34 protein-coding genes and 2 riboswitches are annotated in these 25688 nt (G+C 44.1%); of the genes, 14 read left to right on the forward strand and 20 right to left on the reverse strand.

The genetic code is table 11. The annotated features are described in order from the left end of the window. Positions 1-48: 48 nt before the first annotated feature. A riboswitch (SAM riboswitch) is annotated at positions 49-171 on the reverse strand. Positions 172-338: 167 nt separating this feature from the next. Genes AAGG74_RS08055 through AAGG74_RS08065 form a run of 3 tightly spaced genes read left to right on the forward strand, consistent with a single transcriptional unit; the run spans position 339 to position 2036 of the window. Then, complete coding sequence (locus tag AAGG74_RS08055) at positions 339-1061, forward strand: esterase family protein (RefSeq protein ID WP_429675046.1); 723 nt, start codon at positions 339-341, stop codon at positions 1059-1061. A 35-nt stretch (positions 1062-1096) separates the two neighbouring features. Continuing rightward, on the forward strand, positions 1097-1612 hold the full coding sequence (locus AAGG74_RS08060; protein WP_429675047.1) for a YjcG family protein: 516 nt from the start codon (positions 1097-1099) through the stop codon (positions 1610-1612). 4 nt (positions 1613-1616) lie between these two features. Beyond that, positions 1617-2036 carry a GNAT family N-acetyltransferase gene (locus AAGG74_RS08065; protein WP_429675048.1) on the forward strand — a complete coding sequence of 140 codons (420 nt, stop codon included), beginning with the start codon at positions 1617-1619 and terminating at the stop codon, positions 2034-2036. Between the two features lie 40 nt (positions 2037-2076). Here AAGG74_RS08065 and AAGG74_RS08070 read toward each other — a convergent pair whose 3' ends face one another. After that, positions 2077-2433, reverse strand: a complete 357-nt coding sequence (locus AAGG74_RS08070) for a hypothetical protein (RefSeq protein WP_429675049.1) — start codon at positions 2431-2433, stop codon at positions 2077-2079. 232 nt (positions 2434-2665) lie between these two features. After that, on the reverse strand, positions 2666-2920 hold the full coding sequence (locus AAGG74_RS08075) for a hypothetical protein (protein WP_162101911.1): 255 nt from the start codon (positions 2918-2920) through the stop codon (positions 2666-2668). A 117-nt stretch (positions 2921-3037) separates the two neighbouring features. On the opposite strand from AAGG74_RS08075, the gene AAGG74_RS08080 reads away from it, so the two are divergent. Next, on the forward strand, positions 3038-5317 hold the full coding sequence (locus tag AAGG74_RS08080) for an ATP-dependent helicase (RefSeq protein ID WP_429675050.1): 2280 nt from the start codon (positions 3038-3040) through the stop codon (positions 5315-5317). Between the two features lie 72 nt (positions 5318-5389). Here AAGG74_RS08080 and spoVIF read toward each other — a convergent pair whose 3' ends face one another. From spoVIF to yjcA, 4 genes are all read right to left on the reverse strand, one after another. After that, positions 5390-5644: a sporulation-specific transcription regulator SpoVIF gene (gene spoVIF, locus AAGG74_RS08085; protein WP_429675051.1), complete on the reverse strand. Its 255-nt coding sequence runs from the start codon at positions 5642-5644 to the stop codon at positions 5390-5392. A gap of 131 nt (positions 5645-5775) precedes the next feature. Continuing rightward, positions 5776-5925 carry a sporulation protein YjcZ gene (gene yjcZ, locus AAGG74_RS08090; RefSeq protein WP_429675052.1) on the reverse strand — a complete coding sequence of 50 codons (150 nt, stop codon included), beginning with the start codon at positions 5923-5925 and terminating at the stop codon, positions 5776-5778. 81 nt (positions 5926-6006) lie between these two features. Then, positions 6007-6213, reverse strand: coding sequence for a hypothetical protein (locus tag AAGG74_RS08095; protein WP_225494166.1), 207 nt, complete (start codon positions 6211-6213; stop codon positions 6007-6009). Positions 6214-6497: 284 nt separating this feature from the next. Continuing rightward, positions 6498-6854, reverse strand: a complete 357-nt coding sequence (yjcA, locus tag AAGG74_RS08100; protein WP_429675053.1) for a sporulation protein YjcA — start codon at positions 6852-6854, stop codon at positions 6498-6500. Positions 6855-7012: 158 nt separating this feature from the next. Between yjcA and cotV the strand changes: the two genes are divergently transcribed. The 5 genes from cotV (at position 7013) to cotZ (ending at position 9591) form a co-directional block, all read left to right on the forward strand. After that, complete coding sequence (gene cotV / locus AAGG74_RS08105; protein WP_162101917.1) at positions 7013-7399, forward strand: spore coat protein CotV; 387 nt, start codon at positions 7013-7015, stop codon at positions 7397-7399. 40 nt (positions 7400-7439) lie between these two features. Continuing rightward, positions 7440-7763 (forward strand): spore coat protein CotW, encoded by a 324-nt coding sequence (cotW, locus tag AAGG74_RS08110; RefSeq protein WP_162101918.1) that lies wholly within the window; start codon positions 7440-7442, stop codon positions 7761-7763. A 94-nt stretch (positions 7764-7857) separates the two neighbouring features. Continuing rightward, positions 7858-8367: a spore coat protein CotX gene (gene cotX, locus AAGG74_RS08115; RefSeq protein WP_162101919.1), complete on the forward strand. Its 510-nt coding sequence runs from the start codon at positions 7858-7860 to the stop codon at positions 8365-8367. 153 nt (positions 8368-8520) lie between these two features. Then, complete coding sequence (gene cotY, locus AAGG74_RS08120) at positions 8521-9009, forward strand: spore coat protein CotY (RefSeq protein ID WP_162101920.1); 489 nt, start codon at positions 8521-8523, stop codon at positions 9007-9009. Between the two features lie 132 nt (positions 9010-9141). Then, positions 9142-9591 (forward strand): spore coat protein CotZ, encoded by a 450-nt coding sequence (cotZ, locus tag AAGG74_RS08125; protein WP_429675054.1) that lies wholly within the window; start codon positions 9142-9144, stop codon positions 9589-9591. Between the two features lie 74 nt (positions 9592-9665). Here the strand turns inward: cotZ and cotO are convergent, their stop codons facing one another. The 10 genes from cotO to AAGG74_RS08175 all read right to left on the reverse strand — a co-directional run bounded on the left by cotO (position 9666) and on the right by AAGG74_RS08175 (position 18662). After that, the gene (gene cotO, locus AAGG74_RS08130; RefSeq protein WP_162101922.1) at positions 9666-10349 is read right to left on the reverse strand and encodes a spore coat protein CotO; all 684 of its coding nucleotides are present in this window, start codon (positions 10347-10349) and stop codon (positions 9666-9668) included. A 102-nt stretch (positions 10350-10451) separates the two neighbouring features. After that, complete coding sequence (gene fabI, locus AAGG74_RS08135; protein ID WP_162101923.1) at positions 10452-11228, reverse strand: enoyl-ACP reductase FabI; 777 nt, start codon at positions 11226-11228, stop codon at positions 10452-10454. Positions 11229-11364: 136 nt separating this feature from the next. Further along, positions 11365-12180 carry a bifunctional hydroxymethylpyrimidine kinase/phosphomethylpyrimidine kinase gene (gene thiD / locus AAGG74_RS08140; RefSeq protein ID WP_429675055.1) on the reverse strand — a complete coding sequence of 272 codons (816 nt, stop codon included), beginning with the start codon at positions 12178-12180 and terminating at the stop codon, positions 11365-11367. Between the two features lie 15 nt (positions 12181-12195). Then, a complete protein-coding gene (gene thiF / locus AAGG74_RS08145; RefSeq protein ID WP_429675057.1) occupies positions 12196-13209 on the reverse strand; it encodes a thiazole biosynthesis adenylyltransferase ThiF in 1014 nt (337 codons plus the stop codon). Continuing rightward, positions 13206-13976 (reverse strand): thiazole synthase, encoded by a 771-nt coding sequence (thiG, locus tag AAGG74_RS08150; protein ID WP_162101926.1) that lies wholly within the window; start codon positions 13974-13976, stop codon positions 13206-13208. Before thiG ends, thiF begins: the two co-directional genes overlap by 4 nt. Beyond that, entirely contained in the window at positions 13973-14173 is a 201-nt protein-coding gene (thiS, locus tag AAGG74_RS08155) for a sulfur carrier protein ThiS (protein ID WP_162102174.1), read from the reverse strand. The genes thiG and thiS overlap by 4 nt, the downstream gene beginning before the upstream one ends. Next, the gene (gene thiO / locus AAGG74_RS08160; RefSeq protein ID WP_429675058.1) at positions 14173-15282 is read right to left on the reverse strand and encodes a glycine oxidase ThiO; all 1110 of its coding nucleotides are present in this window, start codon (positions 15280-15282) and stop codon (positions 14173-14175) included. Before thiO ends, thiS begins: the two co-directional genes overlap by 1 nt. Beyond that, positions 15266-15883 carry a thiazole tautomerase TenI gene (gene tenI, locus AAGG74_RS08165; protein WP_162101928.1) on the reverse strand — a complete coding sequence of 206 codons (618 nt, stop codon included), beginning with the start codon at positions 15881-15883 and terminating at the stop codon, positions 15266-15268. The genes thiO and tenI overlap by 17 nt, the downstream gene beginning before the upstream one ends. Then, positions 15861-16568, reverse strand: a complete 708-nt coding sequence (gene tenA / locus AAGG74_RS08170) for a thiaminase II (protein WP_429675059.1) — start codon at positions 16566-16568, stop codon at positions 15861-15863. Before tenA ends, tenI begins: the two co-directional genes overlap by 23 nt. Positions 16569-16648: 80 nt before the next feature. Continuing rightward, positions 16649-16757: riboswitch (TPP riboswitch) on the reverse strand. Positions 16758-16817: 60 nt separating this feature from the next. After that, positions 16818-18662, reverse strand: a complete 1845-nt coding sequence (locus AAGG74_RS08175; RefSeq protein WP_162101930.1) for a monovalent cation:proton antiporter family protein — start codon at positions 18660-18662, stop codon at positions 16818-16820. Positions 18663-18893: 231 nt separating this feature from the next. On the opposite strand from AAGG74_RS08175, the gene prpE reads away from it, so the two are divergent. Beyond that, a complete protein-coding gene (gene prpE / locus AAGG74_RS08180; RefSeq protein ID WP_429675061.1) occupies positions 18894-19628 on the forward strand; it encodes a bis(5'-nucleosyl)-tetraphosphatase PrpE in 735 nt (244 codons plus the stop codon). Positions 19629-19640: 12 nt separating this feature from the next. Here the strand turns inward: prpE and AAGG74_RS08185 are convergent, their stop codons facing one another. Genes AAGG74_RS08185 through AAGG74_RS08200 form a run of 4 tightly spaced genes read right to left on the reverse strand, consistent with a single transcriptional unit; the run spans position 19641 to position 22403 of the window. After that, positions 19641-20540, reverse strand: coding sequence for an RluA family pseudouridine synthase (locus tag AAGG74_RS08185; protein WP_429675062.1), 900 nt, complete (start codon positions 20538-20540; stop codon positions 19641-19643). Positions 20541-20554: 14 nt separating this feature from the next. Further along, the gene (locus AAGG74_RS08190; protein ID WP_162101932.1) at positions 20555-21355 is read right to left on the reverse strand and encodes an NAD kinase; all 801 of its coding nucleotides are present in this window, start codon (positions 21353-21355) and stop codon (positions 20555-20557) included. A gap of 24 nt (positions 21356-21379) precedes the next feature. Continuing rightward, positions 21380-22009, reverse strand: coding sequence for a GTP diphosphokinase (yjbM, locus tag AAGG74_RS08195; RefSeq protein ID WP_162102176.1), 630 nt, complete (start codon positions 22007-22009; stop codon positions 21380-21382). A 31-nt stretch (positions 22010-22040) separates the two neighbouring features. Continuing rightward, positions 22041-22403 (reverse strand): UPF0738 family protein, encoded by a 363-nt coding sequence (locus AAGG74_RS08200; protein WP_225494172.1) that lies wholly within the window; start codon positions 22401-22403, stop codon positions 22041-22043. A gap of 123 nt (positions 22404-22526) precedes the next feature. On the opposite strand from AAGG74_RS08200, the gene AAGG74_RS08205 reads away from it, so the two are divergent. From AAGG74_RS08205 to spxH, 4 genes are all read left to right on the forward strand, one after another. Then, positions 22527-23099, forward strand: a complete 573-nt coding sequence (locus tag AAGG74_RS08205; RefSeq protein WP_429675063.1) for a CYTH domain-containing protein — start codon at positions 22527-22529, stop codon at positions 23097-23099. A gap of 14 nt (positions 23100-23113) precedes the next feature. After that, complete coding sequence (gene cwlQ / locus AAGG74_RS08210; RefSeq protein ID WP_258894734.1) at positions 23114-23851, forward strand: bifunctional muramidase/murein lytic transglycosylase; 738 nt, start codon at positions 23114-23116, stop codon at positions 23849-23851. 254 nt (positions 23852-24105) lie between these two features. After that, the gene (locus AAGG74_RS08215) at positions 24106-24495 is read left to right on the forward strand and encodes a globin domain-containing protein (protein WP_162101935.1); all 390 of its coding nucleotides are present in this window, start codon (positions 24106-24108) and stop codon (positions 24493-24495) included. Positions 24496-24500: 5 nt separating this feature from the next. Then, entirely contained in the window at positions 24501-25400 is a 900-nt protein-coding gene (gene spxH, locus AAGG74_RS08220; protein WP_162101936.1) for a protease adaptor protein SpxH, read from the forward strand. The last annotated feature ends 288 nt before the right edge of the window (positions 25401-25688 follow it).

The following is a 25688-nucleotide window of genomic DNA, read 5'->3' on the forward strand; positions in this document are numbered from 1 at the left end:
TCATAATAAAAAACCCCTTCTTGATAAGAAGAAGGGGTTTAACGCTTCTTCTTATCTTCCAAGCATAAAAAACGCTTGCTGGATTTAGCACCTTGGCGCTTTGCACTTATGCAAAACAGGCCGGTTGCTGAGGTTTCTAAGGGCCAGTCCCTCCACCTCTCACGATAAGAAATATCGATTGAAATTTTCTGATTGTTTTATATTAGCGCAATTTGCAGTTTATTTCAACACTTTTTTGTTCGAGTTCCGAACGGTTTAAAGAGAGAAATTTCTAATAATTCGTGGTACAATAATGAAAAATAGCAAGAAAGTCTAGTGATGTCCTGGAGGAATATATGATGGCACCGAAAAACGGCACAGTACAAGAAAAAAAGTTCTTTTCAAAAGAGCTGAATGAGGAAATGACATTGCTCGTTTATCTGCCGTCCAACTACTCCCCTCTCTATAAATACCATGTCATTATCGCACAGGACGGGCATGATTATTTCCGGCTGGGGAGAATCGGCAGACAGGTTGAAGAATTGCTTTCCAAACGGGAAATAGAACGGTGTATAGTTATCGGTGTGCCTTATAAGGATGTAAAAGAGCGCAGAAAAACCTACCATCCGGAAGGCTCAAAATTTTCGGCCTATAAACGGTTCATCGCCCATGAGCTCGTTCCGTTTGCTGACGAGGCGTATCCTACCTATCAGGTCGGCTACGGGCGAACTCTGATCGGGGACTCGCTTGGAGCGACCATATCGCTTATGACAGCGCTTGATTATCCAAATATGTTTGGAAATATTATCATGCAGTCTCCTTATGTTGACAAACATGTTTTGGAAGCTCTCAAACAGTCGGGCGATATCAAACACCTCTCTATTTATCACCAAATCGGAACAAAAGAAACCGACGTCCACACGACAGACGGAAGCATTCTGGATTTTACAAAACCGAATCAGGAGCTGAAACAGCTGCTGGAGGAGAAACTTTCCGATTATGAATTTGAACCATTTGAGGGCGATCACAAATGGACATATTGGCAGCCGCTCATCACGCCTGCGCTGAAAAAAATGCTTTGACACTTTATCATACTTTATTTCAGGAGGGACATACTATGAAATATGGAATCGTTTTATTCCCATCAAAAAAACTCCAAGACCTTGCGAACTCTTACAGAAAGCGCTATGACCCAAGCTATTCCCTGATTCCGCCTCATTTGACGCTGAGAGCATCGTTTGAATGTGCGGAGGAGAAAGCGGATCAGCTTGTATCCCATCTGAGAAACATCGCAAAGGAGTCCCATCCGCTCGTTCTCAAAATGACAAAATACAGCTCATTTGCGCCTGTTAATAATGTCATTTACATCAAAGCAGAGCCGACGGAAGAATTAAAAACCCTCAATGAAAAGTTATACACCGGTGTGCTGGCTGGTGAGCAGGAATATAATTTTGTTCCGCACATAACGGTCGGCCAAAACCTTTCCGACGATGAACATTCAGATGTGCTGGGACAATTAAAAATGCAGGAAGTATCTCATGAAGAAATCGCAGACCGTTTTCACTTGCTTTACCAGTTAGATAACGGATCGTGGACAGTATATGAAACCTTCTTGCTGGGCGGAGGAGAATAATCGTTTGGAAGCAGTTATCGCAAAAAATGAAGAACAAATAAATGATGCATTTTATGTAAGAAAAGAAGTATTTGTCAAAGAACAAAACGTACCTGCTGAAGAAGAAATCGACGAACTTGAAAATGAAGCGGAGCATATTGTCGTGTATGACGGCGAAAAGCCTGTCGGCGCTGGCAGATGGCGCATGAAGGACGGATACGGCAAGCTAGAGCGAATTTGCGTATTGAAAAGCTACCGCTCCTCCGGTGTCGGCGGCATCATTATGAAAGCACTCGAAAAAGCGGCCGCAGACGGCGGCGCTTCCGGTTTCACGTTAAACGCACAAACGCAGGCCGTGCCGTTTTACAAAAAACACGGGTATCGTGTGCTTTCTGAAAAAGAATTCCTCGATGCCGGCATTCCCCATTTGCAAATGGTTAAATGATCGCATAACTTAAGGTCCTTATACAGGGCCTTAAGTTATATCAAGCTACTTTGTTTATAGAAATAGTATGACATACAATTTCTGCATTTAAAGGCGGCATGAGGATTTTACTTTTTAATAATTCTTTCCCTTCGCTCTGGATTGTTGACATCTCAATATTCTGGAGAAAATAAGGGATTTGGGACCTTTGCAAATCTTTTAACGGTTTTATTCGATCATCAGCAGTTGTAACAAATGAAAATGATGAACAACCTGTAAAAGATAACTTTACATTACTGTCTGTGTCTTCAAATATCATTATTATTTCGTCACTGAAAAAATAAGACTCTAATTGCAGGACCCTTGCATCCCAATAGTGTAAACGTTCAAGATCTCTTTGGATCTGCTCCGCTTTCATAAAAAAACACCTCGATGTCATTTGGTAAATGAATTACCACAATAATTAAAAATTGTATTAACAAATCTTTTCAAGTGGAATTCTCCCGGTTTTTAGATTTCTTAAAGTATTTAACTTGAGGGTTAATGGATAAAATCATTGCATCACCCCGTTCCCAAAATCTTTTATGACATATTACAATGATATCTAACATTCTGCAATAAAAAATCTCCGAATGATTATCGGAGATTTTTTATCTATATTCATTAATGAAGAATCCTTTTTGATACCTTATACCTTCCTTATGTAGAGAGCGCTTACGTTTTGTCTCGTTTACTTTTCTTTCAGCGGCCGTTTGATTTTCCTGCTGCTTTTCCAGTTCCTTATATACCCGTTGAAACGGGACATATCGGATTTTTTCAGTTCCGGCATAATCCTGCTTATGTCCAATCGTTCTGTTTGCATATTGAGCGTATTGCTGGCTTTGAATATGACCTGCATATATCATTCGAACCCCACCCTTCTGCTATATCTTTTCCCTTAAACTTACTTTTTGAAACACATTTCTTTTGATATGATAGTCATTGTCTGTAATGAACACCTTTTGATTGGGAGGACCCCTTTTTTGAAATGCGCCCGACTGAATGACCGAACGATACACTTACATACATATTCGAGAGAACATTATCAATTCCTCTTTGAAGAAGGAATAAAAGGACATTTATTTTGTTCTCATTGCGGAAAATCCGTTTTGTTAAGGCTCAACATCGCCGATCCGCCGGAGTTTATCCACCGCCAGCCAGGCGATTTCCCGGCATGTGAGGAGGCGTGCGAACCGAAGCCTGTTATAGAGGAAAAAAAAGAAGACGAGCAGCAGTCTGGTGTCATTCGTTTGCCTAAGGGAAAAGCGATTGCTGCTGATCCGTCTCCAGCTGTAACGGAATGGCAGCGGCCGAGAAGTATAACACCAAGAATACCATTTGTACAAAAAGCAATAGAACCTGATATGAGCCTTTTTCCATCTGTCGGCTTGAACACGGATCAGCTGAAAGCCGTCACAGAAACGGAAGGTCCGCTGCTTGTGCTTGCAGGTGCAGGAAGCGGAAAAACACGTGTGCTGACCGCGCGCGCTGCCCATATGATCGAACACCTAGGCATACCGCCGGAAAACATGCTGCTTGTCACTTTCACAACAAAAGCCGTCGCAGAAATGAAAGAGCGTATGGCGAAGCAGTATGGATTACAGCCGGCAAAAGTCAGAAGACTTGTCACCGGAACCTTCCACAGCTTGTTTTATAAGATTCTGTATCACTATGATGCCGCGAAGTGGAACGGCGAGCATCTGCTGAAAATGGAGTGGCAGCGGGAACAATATATCAAAAAAGCACTCTATGAAGAAGGAATTGATGAGAAAGAGTTTCCTGTTGACCAAGCCCTGCAGCAGATCGGTTTCTGGAAAAACACTTATGTACCGAATGAACGCATTCCTTTAAAAGACGAGTGGGAAAAACAAGTTTATCGTTTATATGAACATTATGAACGCCAGAAAAAAGAACAAAATCAATTTGATTTTGATGACATGGCTTCAGCCTGTTATGAATTGTTTATTGATCGGCCGGATCTTCTGAAACAATACCAATCTCGGTTTACGTATATCTTAATAGATGAGTTCCAGGACATTAATCCCGTTCAATATAAAATGATGCAAATGCTTGCCAGCCCGGAACAAAACCTTTGCTGCGTCGGGGACGATGACCAGTCCATCTACGCGTTTCGCGGAAGTAATCCGTCTTTTATTCTTGATTTCCAAAAGGATTATCCCGGTGCCAAGACGATCTATTTAACTGCGAACTACAGATCTACACACCCGATTGTTTCAAGTGCTGATATCGTCGTGAAAAAGAATAAAAACAGGTATGCCAAAATGCTTGAAGCAGCCCGTGATGACGTGCAGGCCCCTGTGCTGTTTTATCCATATGACGAAGAGGAAGAAGCAACAATGGTCGTTGCCGATATGAAAGAAAAAATTCAAAATGGAGCAAGCCCTGAAGACTTTGCGGTTCTCTACCGCACAAACAGCGCTGGACGCGCCATTTACGAAAGACTTCATCAATCGTCCATTCCGTATACTGCTGATCGCGGTGTCCAATCGTTTTACAGCAGACGGATCATCCGCCAAATTCTTGCATACTTGTACGCGAGCCAAAATGAGGATGACACTGAGGCGATTAAGCACTTGCTGCCTGCCTTATTCTTGAAACAGTCTGCATTGAACACGCTGAAGGCACTCTCGATCACCGAGGACTGCTCCATGATTCAAGCGCTGGCCAAGCTGCCTGACCTAATGCCGTTCCAGCTGACCAAAATCAAGAAGATCGTCCCGTTTTTCACCAGCATCCGCACGATGAAGCCGGTGGAAGCGATCACCTTTGCAGAAGGGAAAATGGGCTTTTCCGAGTATTTAAAAAAACGGGGCAATGAAGGCAATAAACTGGAAAAAGGTTCTGATGATCTGCGTGACATCAAGGTCGTTGCCAAGAAATTCAAAACGATCCCTGACTTTCTCGCCCATGTAGATCATATGCGGGCCGCTGAGAAAAACAAAACGAATGAAAATGGCGTTCAGCTGATGACCATTCACCGTTCAAAAGGCCTTGAGTTCAAAACGGTCTACGTGTTAGGCACCGTAGACGGCTCGATTCCGCACGATTTCTCATTAGAAACAGCGAGAAAAGGAGTTGAAGCGCCTCTTGAGGAAGAGAGACGCCTGTTATATGTCGCCATGACCCGGGCCAAACAGCATCTATATTTGTCATGTCCCGCAAACAGGCGCGGTAAAACAGCCCATCGTTCAAGATTTTTATATCCTCTTTTACAGCAAGCAAGACAGCCCTTGCATAACTAACAGCCCGGCAGCAATCTGTCGGGTCTTTTCTGTAAAAAAGGCCTGCTGCAATGTGTCAGCAAGGCCTTCTGCTTATTTATTATCCATCATTTTGGAAATCGTGTTAAAATCAAGCTTTTCTTTTCCGCTTGTAATAGATTGCACAATCTTATCTTCTAATTCTCTCGGCACGCGTCTGTTTGCCAGCTGTGCTACGCGCTTAATGACGCTGCGGACTGTATTTTCATCTTTAAAATTGGCGTTTTGAAGCGAGCCGGCAAGATTCATGACATCCTGCATCTTGACACCTGTTTTCTTCTCGATATTTTTGAAAAATTGATTATCCATAGGACGCCTCCTTTTGGCGGAGTGATATGGTATTGTATGAAGGTACATCATACAATGTGCTTTACCAAAACGTTAAAAATAAACACAAGGTAAGGAAGCACAGGTGATCACCTGTACTTCCTCAATTCATCTTAAAAGAAAGATGCACCTACGATAATGAGGAGAATGAATAATACGACCAACAAAACAAATGTTGAACCATAGCCGCCGCCATAGCCGCCAGCGTAACCGCCACAACAGCCGCCGCCATAGCCGCCGCCAAATCCGTATCCAAAGCCCATAGATAAGCACCTCCTTTACTCTCTATACATTATGAAAGCCGAGTTATTTGGCTTGGATAAACGCATAGGGCGATTGCGGATTTATAATTGATCATACTGGGCCTGACGTTTTTTGAGTAAGGCTTCCGTTTTTTCAGCAAGCTCTTCAATCTCCTCTTCAAACGACAGACCGGCTTCATCAAATGCATCCAAATCTTTTGTGATACGGCTCATCGTGTTTTCATGCTTTGTTTGCTTTTGTTCATGAGGTTCATATTTGCCTTCTATCCATTTTTCAAACTCATTCACTGGTATCCCCCCACTCATGATATATGCTGAGAACAACCGCTCCGTTAAAAAAAACAAAAAACCGGAGATCTCCGGTTTCTTTGCCAAGTTATTGAGGTTTTTTCTTTTTATTTTTTCCGCACCCGCAGCCTTTCTTTTTAATCTTTTTTGGTTGATGCAATGTTTCTGTATATGGAGTTTTTTGGGAAGGTTTATCGGATTGATTCACTTTGTTCCCTTCCTTTCCTTATATCATATATGCTACTTTATGCGGATGCTAGTGAAAAGTTGCTGGCGGGAATGCCTTATTCCTGCAGCCATTTTGATACGAGCGTTTCGATGATGCCTGCGAGACCGGCGATCGCCAGCAGCAATATCAGCCACTGCGCCGCTTGCGGGATCAATGCCTGGCATAAAATTAAAAAGCCGGCGCACCACACGCCTGTGCACCAATAACAGCTCAGCAATTCACCAATAAACGCCCTCACACCCGTTCCCTTAACTACAATAAATGTTTCCATGTTCCCGTCCGCATCCTTTTCCTCCTTCTCTTCGTGAAACAGACTGCGAAGCGGCGCCATAATCGTATCAAATACCAGCAGCCGAGCAAGCCGAAAGACCGCAAGTGAAAGAAGAACAATTGTCAGTCCATTAATAACCACTTGTTCACTCCTTTCCAATCATGATCCCTTCACATATATGCTAAAACCCTATTCTTGATGAATTGTATCTTGTCCGGCGCAAAATTAGTTATTTTTATTATTCCGCTCTGCACCCCTTTTGCATTATATAGAGTATGGATAAGAAAGGAGTGAAGGTTATGTCATTTGAAGAAAAAGTTGCATCCCTGCATCCTGACATATTTGAGCAATTATCAAGCGAATTCGAGCAGCAGATCGAAGTCATTGATTGCGAAAATATCACAATAGATACATCACATATAACATCTGCCCTTTCTATACAAGCCTTAGTTACAACATTGATTATCCTGGCGACACAGCTCGTCATTGCCGACGAAGACTTAGCTGACGAAGTGGCAAGCGACATTCTCATTCTCGACAACTCTCAAATCAAGAAAAGAACCATCATTAAAATTATCAACAGCCGTAATATCAAAATCACTTTATCTGCTGTCGAAATAATAACCTTTGTACAAATTTTGCTTCAGGTGCTAAACAGCATTCTCAATGAACTTGACGTCCTTTAACCCTTTCTTTTCACAAATTAAAAAGCCGAGGTGAAAACAAATGTCAGATAACGATAAAATAAAAGAAGAGCTTGCAAAGCTTCCGGAAGCTGATCCGATGACGAAAATGCTGGTCCAAAATATATTTTCTAAACATGGTGTCACGAAAGACAAAATGAAAAAAGTATCAGACGAAGAAAAAGAAATGCTCTTAAATCTTGTAAAAGATTTGCAAGCTAAATCAGCAGCATTAATCGAAAACCAAAAGAAGAAAAAAGAAGAAGCAGCCGTTCAAGAGCAAAAGAACGATAAACCGCAAAACCGCAGAGAGCAGCTAATTGAACAACTCAGACAAAGACGGCAAAACAATAACAATTCAAACTAACCATAAAAAATAGGGCTCTTCACCAAGATATATGCCTCAGTCAAACTAAGAGGCTCGCTCATTTAATAACAGTAAAAGAAAAGGAGGAATAGATATGGAAAGCAGACCGTATTCTTGGGTTGCACTTGATCCTGACTGCGACCATCCGTTAGATGATAAAGAGAAAGAAAAACATGAAAGAAAATGCCATTGTGATATTTGCTGCCATGGCCATGGATTCGGCCACGATAATGCTTTTATCGACCAAAATATAGCTCAGGCGAATCTGAATAAGCAAGTCTCCGATGAGACCATTATTATCAGAGACTCATGTGACATCAATGTTTCATCCACAGACGTTCAAGCAGTATCATCAGTCTTAACAGCGATTAATAATGCTACTGTAATATTAACTCTCACATCCATTGCAGACGGCGTAATTGCCGAATTAATCGCACAAGATTTATTACAGATTGCAGCTAACAAACAAGTAAACCGCCAAAAACTTCTCATCGAATGCTCACGAGGTGTAAATGTCACAACAGTAGATGCCGATATCGCAACAGTTATCTCTACAGCAGTAAACCTCCTAGTCGCCCTCTTAACAATCACTCTTGTTCTCTAAGGAACTTAAAAGCAGAGCTAAAAACGCTCTGCTTTTTCTTATTTTCCAAGCATATGATGAATATATAGACGTTCACCCACACCAAGTGGCGTACGGGTACATATGTTGTTAAGGACTAAAGTCAAATACCCTATAAAGAAGGAGCTGAAATCAATGAGCTGCGGAAAAACCCATGGCCGGCATGAGAACTGTGTATCCGATGCAGTGGAAAAGATTTTAGCAGAGCAGGAGGCAGTTGAGGAACAGTGTCCTACTGGCTGCTATACAAACCTTTTGAATCCGACAATTGCAGGAAAAGACACAATTCCGTTTCTCTTGTTTGATAAAAAAGGCGGATTGTTCTCCACTTTCGGAAACGTGGGGGGATTTATGGATGATATGCAATGCTTTGAATCCATTTTCTTCCGCGTCGAAAAAATATGCGAATGCTGTGCAACACTGTCTATTTTGCGCCCGGTTGATGTCAAATGCGATACCTTAAGCGTTTGCCATCCTTGCGACCCAGATTTCTTCGGACTTGAAAAAACAGATTTCTGCATTGAAGTGGATCTTGGATGCTTCTGTGCCATTCAGTGCTTATCGCCAGAGTTAGTTGACAGAACATCCCCTAACAGAGATAAAAAGCATCATCACAATGGATAAACACTTGTAAAAAGGAATCCCCTTCCAAACTCTATTACAGGTGCAAATTATTCAGCTGCTTCCGGTGGGAAGCAGCTGACTCTCCATCATTTCGCCAGTCTCAAGAAATTTATAAGGCAGGAGGGATATAATATGAGCCAAAAAACATCAAGCTGCGTGCGTGAAGCTGTAGAAAATATTGAGGATCTGCAAAGTGCTGTTGAAGAAGACTGCCCGACTAGCTGCAATTCAAAACTTTTGTCACCAACCCATTCGCTAGGCGATACAGTGCCTTTCGTGCTGTTTACATCAAAATCAAATCCTCTGGTCGCTTTCGGAAATGTTGGAGAACTTGAAAATGGGCCTTGCTTTAATACTGTATTTTTCAGAGTGGAAAAAGTTCATGACTGCTGCGCAACATTGTCATTATTAATTGCATTTGACGAACACAAACACATTTTGGATTTCACTGATAAAGATACAGTTTGCGAAGTGTTTCGACTTGAAAGAACGAACTACTGCATTGAAGTGGACTTAGACTGCTTCTGCGCAATCAACTGCTTAACTCCTCGATTAATCAATCGTACGCACCATCATCATTAAATGCGACTGCAGCGCTTTTCTCTATGTAAAAAAGCTGTCCGGGAACATCTGCCGGGCAGCTTTTTTTCATTCCATTAAAAACCGAGCGGATGTAAAGAAGTGATGTCATCAATCACCAGCTCAGTCGGCGCGCCATTTCCAGTCGTTCGGAGCAGGACAGAATCGTTTCTTCTGCCGACAATCACACCTCTGTACGTTTTTCCATTAGCTTCAATCAAACAAAGCGCTCTCGGCATGTTATGAGGAAGTTTTGTTAAAAAATCAATTTTTTCGTGAATCGTCATCTTGCTCATTGGCTTTTTCACTTTTCTTGCCGGCGGGGCTTTTTCCTCCGCTTTGGCTGCATTATGAACAGCTTCCGGTTCTTTTTCAGGCTTCTGGGCCTCAGGCACAGGCTCTTCCTTTTTTCCTGCTTTCGGAGGCTCTTGTTCAATGGTTTCTTCTGCGGGCTCCGGCTCTGCATTCAGTTCCTGCTGTTTTTTCTTGTTTTCGGGCTCTTTCACCTCTTCTATGTGCTGGCTCACTGACTCAATTTCAGGCTTTTGTTCTGCTTCCTGCACCTCTGTTACCACAGCTTTCTCCTGCTGTTTCTCTCGGTAGGCCGGCTTTTCCTCCGCTTTTGGCGGAGCGGGTTTGTCGGCCTTTCTTTTGATGACAATCTCCTGCATAGATGACCTTGTTGTTTCTGCGTAATCCGGCTGAACAATATACATGAGCGGTTTTTTTTCCGCGTTTCTTTTCTTATTAGACATCTTCATCCCTCCGATTGTGTCATAGTCTATCTATATGACAGAAACCTGAAAATCAGAAGAAATAAAAAAGCAATCCCTCTATTCGGGATTGCTTGATATAGATCCTGCTTAGCGTGCAGTGATATGGAAACCTGAGTCAACGTGAAGATTTTCACCTGTAATGCCTCGAGACATATCGCTGAATAAGAACGCAGCTGTATCGCCTACTTCTTCAGGTGTTGTCGTGCGGCGAAGCGGCGCACGCTCTTCAATATCTTTCAGGATAGAGTTGAAATCGCTGATGCCTTTAGCAGACAATGTTCTGATCGGGCCGGCAGAAATGCTGTTAACACGGATATTTTCTTTTCCTAAGTCAGCAGCTAAGTATTTCACACTTGCATCAAGAGAAGCTTTCGCTACACCCATGACGTTGTAGTTTGGCATCACAAGTTCTCCGCCAAGGTAAGTCAAAGTAACAATGCTTCCGCCTTCAGTCATCATCGGACGTGCTGCTTTGACAACAGCTGTTAGAGAATATGAGCTGATGTTATGAGCCAAAAGGAAACCGTCACGATTTGTGCTTAAGTATTCGCCGACAAGCTCTTCTTTATTAGCAAACGCGATACAATGCGCGATACCGTGGATTACACCGACCTGCTCCTTAATGCTTGCGAAGCATGTTTCGATTTCCGCGTCGTTAGTTACGTCACAAGGAAGAATAATGGAATCGTTGCGTTCTAACGTTCCCGCAAGCTCATGAACAGATTTCTCCAGACGTTCTCCTGCGTATGTGAAAATCAAGCGGGCGCCCGCTTCATGTAAAGAGCGCGCAATACCCCATGCGATACTGCGTTTGTTGGCAACCCCCATGACAACAATGTTGCGGCCTTCAAGTGAAAAATTCATATGTATAAAGCCTCCTATATTTAATAAAGACATAGTATTAGTACCTGATCTTAATCCCTATCATATCATAACCTTGTCCAGATGAAAAGCGCATACGATAGACAAACGAAAACGAGACCACCATCAGCTGGTGATCTCATCGGCTCGTTTTTAAGCTGTTTCGCTTAAAGGCGAAATGGTTTGTCGGCCCGTGTCCCGACCCGATACCGAGCGTATTTTCCACCGCTTCACGGACAAAGCTGACTGCCGCCTCGAATGCCTGATGAATGCTGTCTCCTTTAGCCGTTTGAGCTGTTACAGCTGCAGCAAAGGTACAGCCTGTGCCATGCGTATGTTTCGTATCGATAAAAGGATGGCTGATCTGCATAAACACGTTCCCATCAAAAAGAAGGTCAGTAATGTGATTGTCATCAGGCTGATGTCCGCCTTTGATGATCACATGCTGCGCCCCCATCTTCACAAGCTCCTCCGCTGCTTTTTTTCGGTCGTCCAATGAGCGGATTGTCATTCCTGTCAGTGTTTCCGCTTCCGGAACATTCGGCGTAACCGCGTAGCTTCTGGAGATGAGCAGCTCCTTTAAGGTGGCAACTGATTCATCATGCAGCAAGGATGCACCTCCCTTTGCAATCATTACCGGATCAACTATCACACGATTAAACCCATATTCATCAATTTTTTTCGCCACTTCTTCAATCATTTCAGCATTCCAGAGCATTCCCGTTTTAACGGCGTCCGGTCTCAAATCCTCGGCAACAGCATCAATTTGCTGTCTCAGTGCCTCTACGGTCAGCGGATGCACCCCGTGGACGCCAAGCGTATTTTGAGCCGTTACCGCTGTAATTGCGGACATACCGAAAACATCAAGTTCCTGAAATGTTTTGATATCGGCTTGTATCCCTGCTCCGCCGCCTGAATCAGAGCCTGCGATTGTCAAAGCTTTATATATACTCATGCCATTACACCCCTTTTATGATCCGATCCATTTATGATAAATAGACTTCGCCCGGGCAATATCATTCGTGCCGTGGATCAATGCTCTGCCATCCCGGAACAGCACCATTTTCATATCATCTGAGCGGCAGGAAATTAAATACGGGTTCGCGGCTGCTTCAAATCCGGCTTTTTTCAACTGACAAGCCAGCACATCAAGATCAGCTTCTTTCGTAAAGGATGATCTGATTTGCACCGTGTTCCTGCCGCACAATACAGCTGCTTTTGTTTGATTCTCGTATGACAAAAACGGAAAATCCTTCGTGCCGCAGCTTGGGCATGCATCACGCTTGAGACCAGCCGCTCTCACCTCTGACCGTTCATTTTTCCACAAGTCAAAGGAGCGCAGCACCGGCTCGCACTCCTCTCCCGTCAGCAGCTTCAGCGCGTCTGTCACCTGAAAAACCGCTACCTGCAAAACAGCTGGACTGATGATGCCAGCTGTGTCACATGTGGCTCCCCCAATCGGAAGTGTATCAAGCAAGCAATGCAGGCAGGGGGTCGATCCAGGCACTACGGTAAAAGTGAGGCCGTAGCTCCCTACACAAGCACCATAGAGAAAAGGAATCCCTTCTTTGACCGCAACATCATTTACGATCAGACGGGTTTCAAAATTATCGGCCGCATCCACAATGATGGAAGTGCCTTTAATCAGCTCAAAGACATTTTCCGCTGTCACATCCATGACAAGACCAGTCACATCGACATCGCTGTTAATCGAGCGGAGGCGTTGCTCCGCAGCAGCTGCTTTCGGCATTTCGTTTTTGACATCCTCTTCTGTATACAGCTGCTGGCGCTGCAGGTTGCTCCATTCCACATAATCTCTGTCGGCAATCTTCACATTGCCTACTCCCGCTCTCACAAGCATTTCCGCACTCGCTGTTCCAAGCGCGCCGGCGCCGATAATTACGGCGCGCGCGTCTTTCAATTTCTTCTGTCCAGCCGGGCCGATCGGAGCAAACAACTCCTGTCTGGAGTACCTGTCTGTCATACAGGAAGACCTTCTCCCGGACTGCTTGCCGTCCCGTATTGCTTAAGCGGAATGCGGCCCGCCTCATAGGAAAGGCGCCCGGCTTCCACCGCGAGCTTCATCGCACGCGCCATTTTTACTGGATCCTCCGCGCCTGATACGGCTGTATTGAGAAGTACGCCGTCCGCTCCTAGCTCCATTGCGTATGCTGCGTCTTTAGGCGATCCAATTCCGGCATCCACGATGACCGGCACTTTGGCCTGTTCAATAATAAATGACAGATGCAAAGGATTTAAGATTCCCTGTCCCGATCCAATCGGAGACGCACCCGGCATGATGGCATGAACGCCGAGCTCCTCCAGTTTTCTCGCTAATACAACGTCATCAGACGTATACGGGAGCACAATAAAGCCTTCTTCAAGAAGCTGTTCGGACGCTTTTAGTGTCTCAACAGGATCAGGAAGCAAGGATCGGCTGCAGCCGATGACTTCAACTTTAATCATGTCACAAAGCCCTGACGCTTTCGCCAGCCTTGCAATCCGAACCGCTTCTTCAGCTGTGCTGGCGCCCGCTGTATTCGGTAATAGCGTGTATTTGGATAAATCAAGCTGCTCCAGAAAATTTGGCTGAGACGCTTCAAAGATGTTCATTCTCCGTACAGCAAATGTTAGAATATCAGATTCAGAAACGGCCACCGCTTCCTTTTGGATGTCAAACGATGGATATTTCCCCGTGCCTAGCAGCAATCTTGATTGAAATGATTTCCCGCCAATTGTTAACATGCTCATCCGCCTCCTACAAAATGGACAATTTCAATGACATCGCGATCACAAAGCTCAACCTCGTGGTAATGCTCTTTGCTGATAATTTCTTTATTCCTTTCAACGACAACGATTTTATTTTCAAGCTGATAAGACGCCAGCAAGTCTTGAATTGTACCTGTGTCTTTTTCCCACTTCACATCTTTTCCGTTCAGCTGTAGCATCATCTTTTAACCGCCTCCTTGCGATCAATTCGGAATGCGTGCACCCATTCTTGATTAACCTCTTTACCCATGATGAGATCTCTGACCAAAGCACCCGTTGCCGGAGCAAGCAGAATCCCATTTCTGAAATGGCCCGCTGCGAATAAAATACGGCTGTCCTCAGGGTGTCTCCCGATATATGGTTTCCCATCCATTGTCCCCGGCCGCAGCCCTGCCCAAAAACGATCCACCTTCATATTCTGAATGGCCGGCAGCATCGTTTTTGCTTTTTTCATTACTGATCCCACCCCGCCAAGATCCGGTGCTTCACTCCAGTCACCTGGCTTCATTGTCGCGCCGATTATCAGTCTGCCGCTTCTTCTTGGTACGATATAGCAATGATCATGGTAAAGGGTTTTCGTCAGCGGGATATCATCATTCCAAACCGACAGGCACTCCCCTTTCACAGGGAAAAATGAATGATTCAGCCCGAGCTGTTTAAAAAATGTTCCGCTCCATACCCCGCTGGCAATCACGACATGATCCGCCCGCACGTTACCTTTCGGCGTCTCGATAGATAGCGCTTCACCGTCACGTTCGACATGCAGGACAGGCGTATGCTCAAAAAACTCCGCTCCAAGCGCTTTCGCTGCTTTCGCATATGCCTTGCAAGCAAAATAAGGCTCAACATGTACATCATCCTGAATAAAGGCCGCTCCGAAAATGTCAGCAGCCGTATATGGCTCTGTATCTAACACTTCTTCCTTTGTATGCCAGCTGACAGAATCCAAATCATCCATCTTCCTCAGCCGCAGTACATCTTCTTCTGAAAACGCAAGCTTAAACATACCGCCGTTATGCTGTCTCATATCGATACCAGATAGTGTGTAAAGCTCTTCTCCAAGCCCTTTGTACAGGCGCTGGCTGTGCATGGCAAAGTCAAAAAACGCATCACGCTCCTCACACTCGGCATGGGCGCCAAGCATACCGGCAGCAGCGCTTGTTGTTCTGCCGCCTATTGCTCCGCTTTCAAACAATGCAATTTCTTTGTTTTCCTTTGCCACATGATAAGCAATCGCAGAACCGATCATTCCGCCTCCAATGACAACCGCATCATAATGCCTTTTCATAGCGCATCTCCTTTAACGTACAGGAGTATCGTCCGGCAGCTTCCAAAGGATCAGCGGAAGAAAAAATCCCCGACATGACAGCGATGCCGTCTGCACCTGCTTGTTTTACATCTCTTAACCTATCCGGCGTCATTCCGCCGATCGCGATAACCGGGATGGAAATCTGCTGTTTGATATCTGACAGCAAAGACACTCCTCGGCCTTCAAGACCCTTTTTGCAATCCGTTTTAAACACATGGCCGAACAGTACGTAGTCCGCATCTTCCTTTTCTGCTCGAAGTGCTTCCTCAAGTGAATGCACCGACCGCCCAATATGAAGATGAGGAAATTTGGCTCTGACCTGCTTTGGCGAAAAACTGCCGCTTGGCAGCTGCACGCGATGAATTGTAGAAAGAAGCGCAATATCCACCCGTTCATTCATGACGAGTTTTCGTTTATCTACACCGCCGTCAGAAATAAGCCTGAGCAGTTCCAAAATGTCGGCTGTCGATTTTGACCGTTCCCGAATGTGTATAAAATCAACTTCATTCTGAATCGCTATCATCGCTTTTGCTAACTGTTCAACCGGCTTACGATCATCAGTTATAGCGTGAAGCTCCACTTTCCTTCACCTCTTTTATATTGGGTTCAGACCAGCCTTCTTTTCGATAAGCCATTCCCCAAAATTGGTACTCGTAGAAACTCGAAATGACAAAATTTTCTTTCATCTTGATGCGCACTTCATCCGTGGCGTTTTCCGCCAGCTCATCGAAGCGATTGATTTGCTCTTCGACCTGCTGTCTGAACCAGTCACCGCCGTAAGTGCTGATCCACTTCTGATAAATGGGATGGCTCGGATCACACGTCAGCAATTTCTCACCGACTTCATAATATAGCCAATAGCAAGGCAGCAGTGCCGCTAAAATCTCGGCAAAATTCCCGCTCAAAACCGAACGGTACATATGGGATGTATAAGAATATGCCGTAGGAGACGGCTTAAACGCCTTTCGCTCTTGTTCACTGATTTCCAACAGCTCCGCAAACTCGCGATGAAGCGCCATTTCCGCTTCATATGTACCTTGGGCATGGCTTGCCATCCGTCCTGTTGTATAAAGATCCTTCGCATAAGCAGCGCCGAACGATTGCACCTTTGCAAAATGCGTTAAGTAATATGAATCCTGAAGCACATAGTATGTAAACCGGTCAATCGGAAGCGTCCCATCGCCAATTCCTTGAACAAACGGATGGACAAAACTCCCCTCCCACCATTGCGCGGCTGCCCTGCGGCATTCCTCTGAAAACGTCACACATCATTCCCCCTGCCTGATAAATAAAAAACCACTTTCCCGCAAGGAAAAGTGGTTTGGAATTGGCATAGTAAAATAACACAAATACCGCTCCACTTCCCTACGCAGGTCTGAACCTGTTCAAGTTATGAGGGTCTAAAAGTCACACTTTTATCTCAGCCCTTATGAAGGACACCCCTAGTGGTTATACGAATCATATTGAATTGTTCTGCACCTCTATATTAACACGAATCTCTGCTTGGTCAAGATTTATTCTTCCAATGTTTTCTTAAGTTCTGTTACATATTCCCGAGATCCGGTAACGATTAAGCGGTCTCCCAGTTTCAGCCTCGTATCTCCGTGAGGAACGATGCTGTCCACACCTCTGAAAATCCTGACAAAGATGACGTCACCCGTTAAAGGAAATTCCCGCAAAATCACACCGTCATATGTGCCGTTTTCCATATTCACTTGATACAGGGAAGACTCCTGGTTTGTAAGCAGGCTCATGACTCCCGGCGCTTCTATTAGCGCGCGAAGCAATGTTTTTGTTGACAGTAAAATAGAAAAAATGCTGATACCTTGCTCCTTCAGCGCAGCTTCATTATCCGGAGACCCTACGCTGGCAATGATTCTTTCTGTGCCTTTCTCTTTCGCAAATAACGCAATGTCCGTATTCATGTCTTCATTTCCAGTCGCGACAACGAGGATATCCGTATCAAAAATGCCGAGTGATTCAAGCGTCTCGCGTTCATAGTCAGAAACTGTTTCAACAGTAAAGACTGATTCTGACAGCTTTTCTTCCGCATTCTCTTGATAGACGTGTACAACACGCACATCATACTCTTCCTCCGGCAGTTCAAGAGTAACTGGCAATGTCATTTGATTTGCGCCGATAAACGTAATCGTCTTTTTCTCTTCCGTCTGCTTCTCCCGTTTATACAATTTCTTAAAGAAGACCGGCGAAAAAATACTGGCAATGACGGCTACTAATGTCAGCGCCCCTGACATATTAGCGCTGATGATGTGAAGCTGCTGGCCGATTGTCGCAGCGGCAATTACAAGCGAAAGCGTTGATGTCAGCAGAAAACCAGACGCTAAAACTGTTCGATTATCATACCACTTTTTCAAGTACAAGACAGGAATGATTTTGCTCACTAACAGTGCCAGAAGCAGAAGCGGAATCATGATTAAAATTTTCGGATCTTGGAAAAGAGTCCATATATCCAGCTTCACACCGACCATTACGAAAAAAATCGGAATTAAAAACCCATAGCCGAATGAATCCAGCTGCTGAACAAGTTCTTTGTTTGGCGAAAGAAGGGAAACGAGTACCCCAGCTAAGAAAGCGCCAAGGATATTTTCTGCTCCAAGTGATTCAGACAAAGCAACAAGTACGATGATTAACGTGAAAATGGCACGTGTTCCAATTTGAATCGTCCCTTTTGACATGGATTGAACAAAAGAGCGATGTTTGAAAACCCGGCCGAAAAAGTAAAGCACCACTCCGGCCGCAAACAAGATCATTAAGAGCCACATGTTTCCGCTGTCCTCTCCGTATAAAGAAGAAAAAACAGCTAAAAGAATCATCGTAGCCAAATCAGCAATAACAGCAATGAGCAAAATAATCTGGCCGATATTTGAATTCATGATTCGCTCTTCTTTTAACGTAGGAACGACAACGCCCAATGAAATGGTTGAAATAATGAGCGTCATTAAAAAAGCATTTTGGATAAATCCAGTTAAGACGAATCCGTAGGACAGCAGCAGTGATAAAATAAAAATACCTGCAAAAATAATGGATGCCGCAGCAAACGTATTAGGCGCTTCCTTTCCATTTGGCAGAAGCTGCTTTTTCTTTCCTTTTTCAAACGATGTAAAATCAATTTCAAGCCCGCTTAAAAACATTAAAAAGATAAAGCCGAGCATAGAAAGCGTCTGAAGCCATGTGTCACCTTCCACAACTAAATTAAGACCGCTTTTCCCTATAATCAATCCCATAATAATTTCAGCAACAACAACCGGGATGCTGAGTTTAAACCGATGCAAAAGGATGGGTGTCAGAAATGCAACGATAAGTACGACAACTAAAGATGCGACAGATGTATGCGCCATAATCAAAACCTCCTTTTTAGATCATGGTTATACCAGTTCTTACTCAAAGAACAAAACCACATGTTTACAAAACATAACGCGATTTTAACAAGGTTGATGATGAAAAATAAAGTAATAAGGCCTTTTTTTTATTTAGAAAATGATTCTTCTATAATTTGCACATAAAAGCTTGTGATGACTCCCAGTACTTTGCATCATAATAAATAAATCAATTAGCAAGGAGGATACCGTATGGCATACGATATTATCAGTGATATTCATGGCTGCTATGATGAAATGATTGCATTAATCCAAAAGCTTGGCTATACGATCAAAAATGGAGTGCCTGTCCACGAGGAAGGCAGGATGCTTATTTTTGCGGGAGATATAACTGACAGAGGGCCCAAATCGATAGAGGTCATCCGCTTTGTAGCCAGCGCTTACGAAAAGGGTGCCGTCCGTTATGTCCCGGGAAATCATTGCAACAAGCTGTACCGCTACTTAAAAGGAAACCCAGTGAAAGTGATGCATGGCCTTGAAACAACAGCGGCAGAGCTGGATGATCTCACAAAAGAAGAGAGAATAGCAGTCAGCCAACAGTTTATGAAGCTGTACGAAACAGCGCCGCTTTACGACATCTTACATAATGGAGAATTAGTTGTCGCCCATGCTGGCATAAAGGCTGACGATATCGGCAAATATACCCGCAGAGTGAAAGACTTTGTGCTATATGGTGATGTGACGGGGGAAACGTATCCGGACGGCAGGCCCGTTAGACGTGATTGGGCAGCAGCCTATAACGGCACATCATGGGTAGTATACGGCCATACACCTGTGAAAGAGCCTCAAAAGGTCAACCGCACCATCAATATTGATACAGGCTGTGTGTTCGGGAATAAATTGACAGGCTTTCGCTTTCCGGAAATAGAAACCGTCTCCGTACCAAGCTCCCTTCCTTATGACGAATCAAGATTTCGTTCCATATAAAAAAGGAGAGAATCATTGATTCTCTCCTTTTATCAGTTCTTTCATATCTTGAGGCAGCGCGGCATGAAACGTCATGTTTTCCTGTGTCAGCGGATGGATAAATGACAGCTGCTCGCTGTGCAGAGCCTGGCGGCCAATGTTCCGTCTCGTACCGCCGTACAGTGTATCGCCGCACAGCGGGTGCCCAAGATAGCTCATATGAACACGAATTTGATGGGTCCGTCCAGTCTCAAGCTGCAATGTCACTGAGGTGATGTCATCATTTGCACATCTGACATCAAAGTGAGTAACCGCCTTTTGCCCGCCGGGTTTCACTATCCGTTCAATAATACTGTCAGGATGCCTGCCAATCGGAGCATCGACTGTTCCTTCCGCCTGCGTCATCCGCCCGTGGACGACTGCTGCATACCGCCGTTTCACAAGTCCGTTTTTTTGCGCAGATGATAAAATAGAGTGGGCAAAGCGATGCTTGGCAATAAGCATGACACCTGATGTATCCCGGTCAAGCCGGGTGACAAGGTGAACCGTCGCCCGCACTTCGTTTATTTGATAATAATGGATAATTCCGTTCGCAATACTGCCGGAAGGATGCTCTCTCGAAGGGATTGACGATACATATGGCTGCTTGTTTATAACAAGCACATGTTCATCCTCATACAGAATATCAAGCGAAACAGGCTCAGCTAATAGCGTCTCGCTCACCTGCTCCTCAGGAAACTGAACGACAAGGACATCTCCTTCTCTCAAAACGTATTTGACCGTCACATGTTCGCCGTTAATAAGCAGGTCTCCCCCGCCAAACTTAATATCAGTCAGCAGACGTTTCGAAATGCCCAGCTCGCCAGCATATTCTTTTAGAGTCATCCCGTCTTCAGCGGAAGTCATGTTCTTTTTGATGAAAAAATGCTCCACGATATGTCCTCTTTCTATTCACCTTTTCCGATAAACGAATCCTGGACTCGTTTCCAAAATGGAAACGGCCGGAATCTCGCAAATCTCACATTTTCGGAAGCAACCTGGCAGCGGATCGACTTTACATCCTTATGAAGAAGGGTTAAATGGTCAATCGTCACTTGAAAGTCCACTTCGTTTCTTGGCTTAATCATGCAATCATGATGGGAAGGGAGAAGCAGCGGCGATCCGACCGTCCGGAATACACGGTTATTAATGGAAGCCATTTCCGCAAGCTGGATCGCTCTGATAGACGGATGGATAATCGCTCCGCCCAGCGCTTTATTGTAGGCTGTGCTGCCGGATGGTGTTGACAGGCAAAGGCCGTCGCCCCGGAAGGTTTCAAAAAGCTGCCCCTTGATTTCCACATCAGCCACAAGGCTTCCTTCTATGCTTTTAATCGTACATTCATTCAAGGCTAAATATCTTTCTTCCCGCTCGTTTTCGTGATAGGTCACAACCACTTCAAGAAGCGGATATTCGACTGTATGATAAGGCGTTTTCGCAATGGTGAGAACAAGTTTTTCAATTTCTTGAGGAACCCAGTCCGCATAAAAGCCCAAATGACCCGTGTGAACGCCGACAAAAGCTGTTTTGTCCAAGCGGTCGCTGTATCTGTGAAAAGCGTACAAAAGAGTTCCGTCGCCTCCGACCGAAATGACGATTTCCGGTTCATTTTCATCCAGTTCCATATCAAAATCCAATAAATACGCCTGTATTTTGCTTTTCAGCGTATCAGAAACTTGATCTCCTTTTGATGATACGGCAAATTTCATGCTTTTCTTCCCCTTTACCTATTGTTACTCGTTTCCTTTTTTCTTTCGTGAAAAGGCAGCTTGAGCTTCCTGTACTTCACTCCTGATTTCCGACATCTCTTCATCAAGCCGGGACGCCGCCTCAGAAGCACGCTGAAGCCTTAATTTTACTTTTTCCGGAATGTTTCCGCTGTATTTATAATTCAATGAATGCTCAATGGTCGCCCAAAAATTCATCGCCAATGTGCGGATCTGTATTTCGACGAGAACATGCTTTTCACCGGACACGGTCTGTAAAGGATACATCACGACAAGGTGATATGACCGATATCCGCTCTCTTTATGTTCCGCAATATAATCCCTCTGATCCACAACGGTGAAATCTTTTCTGGCGAACAGCATGTCTTTTACGATTTGGATGTCATCGACAAATTGGCACATGATCCTAAGGCCTGCGATATCCTGCATGGTTTCAATTTCATGCAGCGGTATGCTCTTTTTTCTCGCTTTTTCAAGTATGCTCGCCACAGGTTTAACACGCCCCGTCACAAATTCGATCGGCGAATGTTCATCCTCGTATTCATATAGTGTGCGAATCCCTTTGAGCTTCACTTTCAACTCTTCGACAGCCTGGCGGTACGGCACTAAAAAACGCTCCCATTGTTTGTCATCCATCATCATACATCCCCCAATTCCGAACCAGTTTCTACAAAAACACCCTTTTTACTTTATCTTCCATTTCTCCATAGTTTGCATTATCTTTAATATTTTCTAAAAGATACTCAAGCTCCTCATGCAGGCCTGCCAGCTCAATGGTTTTGTCTCCTGCCTTTAAGACTACCGGGAGTCTTTTTGCATGAGCCTGTTTCAGTTCCGGCCATACATCTTCCTTTATCATGACATATTCAAAAGAATCAGCTAATTCAAGTATGTATACAAAAGCAAAGCGGTCAGAATCAACAAGCATTTGACCTGACGGCTTGCATTCCGCTTCAATTCCTGCTGTCTCACAGGCAAGGCGAAGCTGATCCGATAATGTTGCATTCAAGATTTCGATTCTGTTTTGCATAATGCTCTCCTTTTTTAAAAAAGTACAGATTCATTTTACCATATCAAGCTCGATATTGATAAACCTAACATCTAAAGAGATAATAGTAAAAATCAGATTTACAAGGCGGAAAGGAAGAACATCATGAGTCAAGAAATTGAAATAGAATTTAAAAACATGCTGACCAAACAAGAATTTGAAACGCTGGCAGCGGCACTCCAGCTGACAGAAGAAGATTTTACAGAACAAAGCAATCATTATTTTGACACAGACAGCTTCGCGCTGAAACAAAAAAAAGCTGCACTTCGAATTCGCAGAAAAAACGGAGAGTATGTCCTGACATTAAAAGAACCGGCACATGTAGGACTGTTGGAAACACACCAGCGGCTTTCAGAGGTATCAGATCTTTCTTCATTTTCAGTTCCTGAAGGCCCTGTGATGGACCAGCTGCGCAAACTTCATATAGATACAGATGCCATTCAATACTTTGGATCTTTAGCAACAAACCGCGCAGAAAAAGAAACAGAAAAAGGCTTAATAGTTTTAGACCACAGCCGATATTTAAATAAAGAGGACTATGAAATCGAATTTGAGGCGGCAGACTGGCATGAAGGCAAACGAGCTTTCGAAAAGCTGCTTCAGCAATTCCGCATTCCTCAGCGCGAAACCAAAAATAAAATTTTTCGTTTTTACGAAGAAAAACGAAAGTCTATATAAGGTGGAATGACATCGTGAATGTAACGAATTGGGCAGCTTTACTTCAGCTTCAGGCTTTACAGTCCATATCCAACGCCCGCAGCACAGGCACTCAAAATGATGCAGAAAGCCCGCTCTCCAGCTTCAGCTCTTTGCTCAGCCAATATACAAACGGACTGACGAATCAGCAACCAACAGCACCTTCTGCATCGTCAAGCCCGCTCAGCCTGCTGAACAGCGCTTCATCAACAGCGCCGTCACTGCTTTCAATTTATGGGCTTAACTCAAATATAAATAATGATTCAGGTTATATTACAAAACCGACACAAACCATCGAAACTGCTGCGTTAGATTCAGCTTCAAACAAATATGAAGCCAAACAGCTCAATTCGGGCGACTTTTCCATTGACAGTGCAATAAGAAAAGCGGCTGATAAATACGGCGTCGATGAAAAGCTAATCCGCGCTGTCATCAAACAGGAATCAGGCTTTAATGCAAAAGCGGTCAGCGGAGCAGGTGCGCTCGGCTTGATGCAGCTGATGCCATCAACAGCACGCTCACTTGGTGTTTCTAACCCGCTGGATCCCCAGCAAAATGTAGAAGGCGGAACGAAGTATTTAAAACAAATGCTGAACAAATACAACGGCAATGTATCTATGGCATTAGCGGCATACAATGCCGGACCAGGAAATGTTGATCGACACGGCGGCATTCCTCCTTTCAAGGAAACACAAAACTATGTAAAAAGAATAACTTCAGCCTATTACGCGTAACCAGAGCGGCTCCTGCCCTCTGGTTTTTTTTGCGAGGTGAAATCTTACGCATTCCCGATTTTTATGTGATATGATATGAAATACGCCCGGCTTTCAAGCCGAAACTTGTCACCCATACGCATAAAAGGCAGTTTGTTTGTAGAAATGATGCCTTGTTGCTAAAATAAATCTAGATGAATGATTGAAATACAAAAAATTACTTTTCGCAATAGGATTTATGATTCCTATTAGCCATATTTAAAGGAGTAGTCAACATGGGACAATCGTTTAACGCACCTTATGAAGCGATTGGAGAGGAACTTCTATCGCAACTTGTTGATACTTTTTATGAGCGTGTCGCGTCTCATCCTTTGCTGAAGCCAATTTTTCCAAGCGATTTAACAGAAACCGCCAGGAAACAGAAGCAATTTTTGACTCAGTATTTAGGCGGGCCCCCGCTTTATACTGAGGAGCACGGCCACCCCATGCTCAGAGCAAGGCATCTTCCCTTTCCGATTACAAATGAGAGAGCTGATGCGTGGCTCAGCTGTATGAAGGACGCAATGGACCATGTAGGGCTGGAAGGCGATATTCGCGAGTTTTTGTTTGGCCGGCTGGAATTGACAGCAAGGCATATGGTGAATCAAACGGAAGCGGAGGATTGATCATCTTGACAAACTATCAGCATGAGCAATACTTCGCCCATTGCCACGGTCATCCAAAAAAACCGCTTGAAATCTACATGTTTGTAGACCCATTATGTCCTGAATGCTGGTCCTTAGAACCCGTTATTAAAAAGCTGAAAATCAAATACGGACGGTTTTTCACCTTACGTCTTATAGCTTCCGCGAGTCTTACCGCATTAAATAAGAAGCGGAAAAAGCATCTCCTCGCAGAAGCATGGGAAAAGATTGCAAGCCGCTCCGGCATGTCATGTGACGGCAATGTCTGGCTCGAGCAAGATCAGCCGCTTTCATCTCCTTACATGGCTGCTCTCGCATTTAAAGCAGCCGAACTGCAAGGAAGAAAAGTCGGCATGCGATTTCTCAGAAATATGCAGGAGAGCCTGTTTGTTTCAAAGAAAAATATTACGGACGAAAATGTGCTTTTGGAGATCGCAGAAAAAACGAATCTCGATCTTGAAGAATTCAAAAATGATCTACATTCCCAAAGCGCTGTCAAGGCGCTTCAATGTGACATGAGAATTGCCGCTGAGATGGATGTTTCCGTCAATCCAACGCTGACGTTTTTTAACACGCAGCATGAAGACGAGGGACTTAAAGTACCTGGCAGCTATTCATATGATGTATATGAAGAAATCTTATTTGAGATGCTTGGCGACGAGCCAAAGCCGTCGGAAACACCGCCGCTGGAATGTTTTATTGAGTATTTCCGCTTCGTTGCCTCCAAAGAAATTGCTCTTGTATATGACCTGAGCCTTGAAGAGGTTGAAAAAGAAATGAAAAAATTGGCGTTTGCTAAAAAGGTTGCCAAAGTGGAAGCCAAACACGGAATGTTTTGGAAATCTCTCAGCACTCATTCTGATGAATATCAATCATGTGAAAAATAGCCGCAGGCGTGCATATGCTTGAGGCTGTTTTTTTGCACCGGAACAGAACATACGTTCCGATTTCAGCACTAAAGAAACCGCGCCGGGATAAGCGCGGTTTCATATGTCTTAACGACAACAAAGGGGATGGGAGAAATTTTTCACGGTCAAACAAAGGGGTAATGTTTGTTTGTGATCAATTTCACATCCTTATGATAACAAAAGTTGTCGACTTTTGACAACCTATATGCTTAATGTTCATACTTTTGTCACAAAACATAACGACAGACATTCTTTCATATCTTTATA

This window comes from Bacillus mexicanus (assembly GCF_050445615.1).
In the GTDB taxonomy this organism is placed as follows: Bacteria; Bacillota; Bacilli; order Bacillales; family Bacillaceae; genus Bacillus; species Bacillus mexicanus.

Excerpts from the sequence above, each read along its gene's own strand:
- AAGG74_RS08075 (WP_162101911.1), bottom strand. The coding sequence starts at position 2,920 with ATGATATATGCAGGTCATATTCAAAGCCAGCAATACGCTCAATATGCA.
- yjbM (WP_162102176.1), bottom strand. The coding sequence starts at position 22,009 with ATGGATGACAAACAATGGGAGCGTTTTTTAGTGCCGTACCGCCAGGCT.
- cotZ (WP_429675054.1), top strand. The coding sequence starts at position 9,142 with ATGAGCCAAAAAACATCAAGCTGCGTGCGTGAAGCTGTAGAAAATATT.
- AAGG74_RS08070 (WP_429675049.1), bottom strand. The coding sequence starts at position 2,433 with ATGAAAGCGGAGCAGATCCAAAGAGATCTTGAACGTTTACACTATTGG.
- thiO (WP_429675058.1), bottom strand. The coding sequence starts at position 15,282 with ATGAAAAGGCATTATGATGCGGTTGTCATTGGAGGCGGAATGATCGGT.
- fabI (WP_162101923.1), bottom strand. The coding sequence starts at position 11,228 with ATGAATTTTTCACTTGAAGGCCGCAACATTGTTGTCATGGGGGTTGCC.
- cotW (WP_162101918.1), top strand. The coding sequence starts at position 7,440 with ATGTCAGATAACGATAAAATAAAAGAAGAGCTTGCAAAGCTTCCGGAA.
- prpE (WP_429675061.1), top strand. The coding sequence starts at position 18,894 with ATGGCATACGATATTATCAGTGATATTCATGGCTGCTATGATGAAATG.
- thiG (WP_162101926.1), bottom strand. The coding sequence starts at position 13,976 with ATGAGCATGTTAACAATTGGCGGGAAATCATTTCAATCAAGATTGCTG.
- spoVIF (WP_429675051.1), bottom strand. The coding sequence starts at position 5,644 with ATGGATAATCAATTTTTCAAAAATATCGAGAAGAAAACAGGTGTCAAG.
- thiS (WP_162102174.1), bottom strand. The coding sequence starts at position 14,173 with ATGCTACAGCTGAACGGAAAAGATGTGAAGTGGGAAAAAGACACAGGT.
- cotY (WP_162101920.1), top strand. The coding sequence starts at position 8,521 with ATGAGCTGCGGAAAAACCCATGGCCGGCATGAGAACTGTGTATCCGAT.
- cotV (WP_162101917.1), top strand. The coding sequence starts at position 7,013 with ATGTCATTTGAAGAAAAAGTTGCATCCCTGCATCCTGACATATTTGAG.
- thiF (WP_429675057.1), bottom strand. The coding sequence starts at position 13,209 with ATGACAGACAGGTACTCCAGACAGGAGTTGTTTGCTCCGATCGGCCCG.
- cotO (WP_162101922.1), bottom strand. The coding sequence starts at position 10,349 with ATGAAGATGTCTAATAAGAAAAGAAACGCGGAAAAAAAACCGCTCATG.
- yjcZ (WP_429675052.1), bottom strand. The coding sequence starts at position 5,925 with ATGGGCTTTGGATACGGATTTGGCGGCGGCTATGGCGGCGGCTGTTGT.
- AAGG74_RS08215 (WP_162101935.1), top strand. The coding sequence starts at position 24,106 with ATGGGACAATCGTTTAACGCACCTTATGAAGCGATTGGAGAGGAACTT.
- AAGG74_RS08205 (WP_429675063.1), top strand. The coding sequence starts at position 22,527 with ATGAGTCAAGAAATTGAAATAGAATTTAAAAACATGCTGACCAAACAA.
- AAGG74_RS08055 (WP_429675046.1), top strand. The coding sequence starts at position 339 with ATGGCACCGAAAAACGGCACAGTACAAGAAAAAAAGTTCTTTTCAAAA.
- AAGG74_RS08200 (WP_225494172.1), bottom strand. The coding sequence starts at position 22,403 with ATGCAAAACAGAATCGAAATCTTGAATGCAACATTATCGGATCAGCTT.
- AAGG74_RS08190 (WP_162101932.1), bottom strand. The coding sequence starts at position 21,355 with ATGAAATTTGCCGTATCATCAAAAGGAGATCAAGTTTCTGATACGCTG.
- AAGG74_RS08060 (WP_429675047.1), top strand. The coding sequence starts at position 1,097 with ATGAAATATGGAATCGTTTTATTCCCATCAAAAAAACTCCAAGACCTT.
- thiD (WP_429675055.1), bottom strand. The coding sequence starts at position 12,180 with ATGAGTATATATAAAGCTTTGACAATCGCAGGCTCTGATTCAGGCGGC.
- cotX (WP_162101919.1), top strand. The coding sequence starts at position 7,858 with ATGGAAAGCAGACCGTATTCTTGGGTTGCACTTGATCCTGACTGCGAC.
- AAGG74_RS08175 (WP_162101930.1), bottom strand. The coding sequence starts at position 18,662 with ATGGCGCATACATCTGTCGCATCTTTAGTTGTCGTACTTATCGTTGCA.